This window comes from Rhodococcus gordoniae, assembly GCF_001646655.1.
GTDB lineage: Bacteria > Actinomycetota > Actinomycetes > Mycobacteriales > Mycobacteriaceae > Rhodococcus > Rhodococcus gordoniae.
This window is the reverse complement of sequence record NZ_LPZN01000067.1, coordinates 1-3,542: the sequence shown is the minus strand read 5'-3', so window position 1 is coordinate 3,542 and position 3,542 is coordinate 1. Positions and strand designations below refer to the sequence as shown.

3 protein-coding genes and 1 pseudogene are annotated in these 3,542 nt (G+C 72.8%); 1 reads left to right on the top strand and 3 read right to left on the bottom strand.

Annotated elements, in window-relative coordinates:
* The first annotated feature begins 285 nt into the window (after nucleotides 1–285).
* Nucleotides 286–930, top strand: a complete 645-nt coding sequence (locus tag A8G18_RS20630; protein WP_064065351.1) for a class I SAM-dependent methyltransferase — start codon at nucleotides 286–288, stop codon at nucleotides 928–930.
* Here A8G18_RS20630 and A8G18_RS20625 read toward each other — a convergent pair.
* The 3 genes and pseudogenes from A8G18_RS20625 to A8G18_RS20615 form a co-directional block, all read right to left on the bottom strand.
* Nucleotides 884–1,777 carry a DMT family transporter gene (locus A8G18_RS20625; protein ID WP_064065350.1) on the bottom strand — a complete coding sequence of 298 codons (894 nt, stop codon included), beginning with the start codon at nucleotides 1,775–1,777 and terminating at the stop codon, nucleotides 884–886. The genes A8G18_RS20630 and A8G18_RS20625 overlap by 47 nt on opposite strands.
* A gap of 4 nt (nucleotides 1,778–1,781) precedes the next feature.
* The gene (gene gndA / locus A8G18_RS20620; protein ID WP_064065349.1) at nucleotides 1,782–3,233 is read right to left on the bottom strand and encodes an NADP-dependent phosphogluconate dehydrogenase; all 1,452 of its coding nucleotides are present in this window, start codon (nucleotides 3,231–3,233) and stop codon (nucleotides 1,782–1,784) included.
* 71 nt (nucleotides 3,234–3,304) lie between these two features.
* A pseudogene (locus A8G18_RS20615) lies at nucleotides 3,305–3,542 on the bottom strand (M56 family metallopeptidase); the annotation flags it as partial.

Here is a 3,542-nt window from a genome sequence, read left to right as displayed (position 1 = left end):
GGAGTGCGACTCCGGGTCGGGGACCCGTCCCGGTAGAGGATCCCTCCGACCCGGAGTCGCACTCCGCGCCGGGGGAGGTGGTGTCGGGTGGTGGGGTGGCTGCGGGTGCCGCGGGCACCGGTGTCCTCTCGTCGGGTCCGGTCGCGGACGGTGTCCGCCTGCCGGAAGTGGTGTCGACGGGTCCTGATTCTACTGATGGCCGGTGCCGTGTGTCGCGGTGCCGACGACGGTGCGGCGCCTACGGTGAGGGTCGAGCAGGTGTTGTCGAGGGACGAAGGAGTGGGAATGAGCGGCGGCGAGGGTCCGGAACACGGCGGCGGCGCGGAGCGGGTGCCGAGTCTGTGGGAGGAGATGGTGGCGCAGAATCCGGCGCATTCGTCGTGGTATGTCGAACGGTTCCGCACCATGGCCGCCCGGGGGCAGGACACCGTCGGGGAGGCCCGGTTGATCGATGCGATGGTGCCGCGCGGGGCACGGATCCTCGATGCCGGGTGCGGGCCGGGCCGGCTCGGTGGGTATCTGCACCGGGCCGGGCACAGGGTGGTGGGGGTGGATGTGGATCCGGTGCTGATCGCGGCGGCGGAGGAGGATCATCCGGGGCCGCGGTGGCTGGTCGGGGATCTGGCCGAGCTGGATCTGCCGTCCCGCGGGGTCGCCGTCGAGTTCGATGTGATCGTGTGCGCGGGCAATGTGATGACCTTCGTGGCGCCGTCGACGCGGGTGGCGGTGCTGCGCAGTTTCGCGGCGCATCTGGCACCGCAGGGCCGGGTGGTGATCGGATTCGGGGCGGGCCGCGACTATCCGTTCGAGGCGTTCTTCGCCGACGCGGCCGCGGCGGGGCTGGCGGCGCAGCTGCGGTTGTCGACCTGGGATCTGCGGCCGTTCAGCGACGATGCGGAGTTTCTGGTGGCGGTGCTGGGACGGGCGTAGCCGCGGCGGGGGTGTCGGCGGCCTGGGCGCGGGAGAGCGCCACGGTGGTCACCAGCATCACGGCGACGGCGGCACCGACGAGGATCAGGGCGGGGCCGTCGGCGCGGAGGTGTTCGCCGAGCACGGTCGTGCCGAGGACGATCGCGGCGAGGGGTTCGCCGACGGTCAGGGCGGGCAGGGAGGCGGTGAGCGTCCCGGCCTGGAAGGCGCGTTGCTGCAGGTAGATCGCGGCGGCGCCGGCCGCGACGAGCGTCCAGGTCTGCCACGAGCCGAGCAATTGGCCGATGCCGTGTTCGGCGAGGTCGGTGACGTGTTTGGTGAACGCGCTGGTCACCCCGTAGAGGATGCCGGCGGCGATCCCGAAGGACAGCGCCCGCAACCGTGGGGAGAGCACGGCGAGGGCGACGGCGGCGGCGGTGACGGCGAGCACCGCCCCGAGGGGCAGCGCCCAGTGGGCGGCGGACGGGTCGCCGCTGCCTGCGGTGGGGTTGCCGACGAGCAGGAACACCGCCAGCGCCGCGCACAGCGCGCCGGCGAGCAGCCAGGTGGTGCGGGTGACGCGGCGGCCGGTGGTCGCGGCGGCGAGCGGCAACGCGAACAGCAGCGACGCGACCAGCAGGGGCTGGACGAGCAGCACGGACCCGAACGCGAGCGCGACGACCTGCAGCAGGTAGCTGCCGCCGTCGCCGAGGATGCCCGCCCACCAGCGGGGGCTGCGCAGCAGGGAGCCGACGAGGGAATCGGTGTCGGGCACGGCAGCGGCCGAGCTCTGTTGCGCGATACTGCCGACCGCGACGAGCGCGGCGGCGGCGAGCGCGCACAGGACGGCGACTGCCGTGCCCGTCATCGGGTCAGGCCTGTATTTCGGAGCGGTCCCCGCTCCACAGGGTGTGGAACTTGCCCGGCTTGTCGGTGCGTTCGTAGGTGTGGGCGCCGAAGAAGTCGCGCTGGCCCTGGGTGAGGGCGGCGGGCAGCCGGTCGGCGCGCAGCCCGTCGTAGTAGGACAGCGACGACGCGAACGCCGGGATCGGGATGCCGAGCGCGGTGGCGGTGACCACGACGCGGCGCCAGCTGTCGATGCCGACCTCGATGGCGTCGCGGAAGTACGGCGCGAGGATCAGGCTGGGCAGGGCCGGGTCGGCGTCGTAGGCCTCCTTGATGCGGTTGAGGAACTGGGCGCGGATGATGCAGCCGCCGCGCCAGATGGTGGCCAGGGCGGCGCGGTCGACGTTCCAGCCGTATTCGGCGCTGCCGGCGGCGATCTGGTCGAAGCCCTGCGCGTAGGCGACGATCTTCGACGCGTACAGGGCGGCGCGGATGTCCTCGGTGAACTGCGCGGCGTCGGTGGGGGCGGCGCCGAGGTTGCCGGCGGCGAGACCGCGGGCGGCGGCGCGCTGGTCGCGGGAGCCGGACAGGGCGCGGGCGAAGACCGCTTCGGCGATGCCGGTGACGGGGACACCGAGGTCGAGGGCGGCCTTGACGGTCCAGCGGCCGGTGCCCTTCTGTTCGGCGGCGTCGACGATGACGTCGACGAGGGGTCGGCCGGTGGCGGCGTCGGTCTGGCGGAGCACCTCGGCGGTGATCTCGATGAGATACGACTCGAGGGTGCCGGTGTTCCAGTCGGCGAAGACGTCGGCGATCTGCCCGGCGTCGTAGCCGAGGGCGTCGCGCAGCAGGTGGTAGGCCTCGCCGATGAGCTGCATGTCGGCGTATTCGATGCCGTTGTGCACCATCTTCACGAAGTGGCCGGCGCCGTCGGGGCCGATGTGGGTGCAGCAGGGGGTGCCGTCGACCTGGGCGGCGATGGTTTCGAGCAGCGGGCCGAGCGCTTCGTAAGATTCGGCGGGGCCGCCGGGCATGATGGACGGGCCGTTGAGGGCGCCTTCCTCGCCGCCGGAGATGCCGGCGCCGACGAAGTGCAGGCCGCGGGCGCGCAGGGCGGCTTCGCGGCGGATGGTGTCGGTGTAGAGGGCGTTGCCGCCGTCGATGATGATGTCGCCGGGTTCCATGGCGTCGGCGAGCTCGTCGATGACCGCGTCGGTGGCGTCGCCGGCCTTGACCATGATCAGGACGCGGCGCGGCTTCTCGAGGGCGGCGACGAACTCGTCGATGGTCTCGGTGCGGACGAAGGTGCCGTCGTCGCCGTGCTCGGCGAGCAACGCGTCGGTCCTGGCGATGCTGCGGTTGTGGAGGGCGACGGTGTAGCCGTGGCGGGCGAAGTTGCGGGCGATGTTCGAGCCCATCACGGCCAGTCCGGTCACGCCGATCTGGGCCTGCGGTGTTTCGGTGCGTTCGACGGTCATGGTCTACAGCTTCCCCCGAAAAGGGGGCCGATCGAAATCGGGGCGGGCCGAGCGGGGCGGCGTGTCGGGGCTCAGCGGCCGAGCAGCAGGGACAGTTCGGTGAGCCAGGGCACCGCTACGGCGATGGTGGGTACGACGAGGATCGCGGCGGCGGCGGTGTAGGCGGCGGCGGAAATCCCGAGGTGGGGGCCGGGTCCGGTGAGTCGCTGCACGCGCAGCACGGTGCTGGGTCCGCCGACGGCGAGGGCACCGGTGGGGGTGTGGGCGCCGGCGCACGCCACGAGGGCGCGGGCGCCCACACCCCCACCG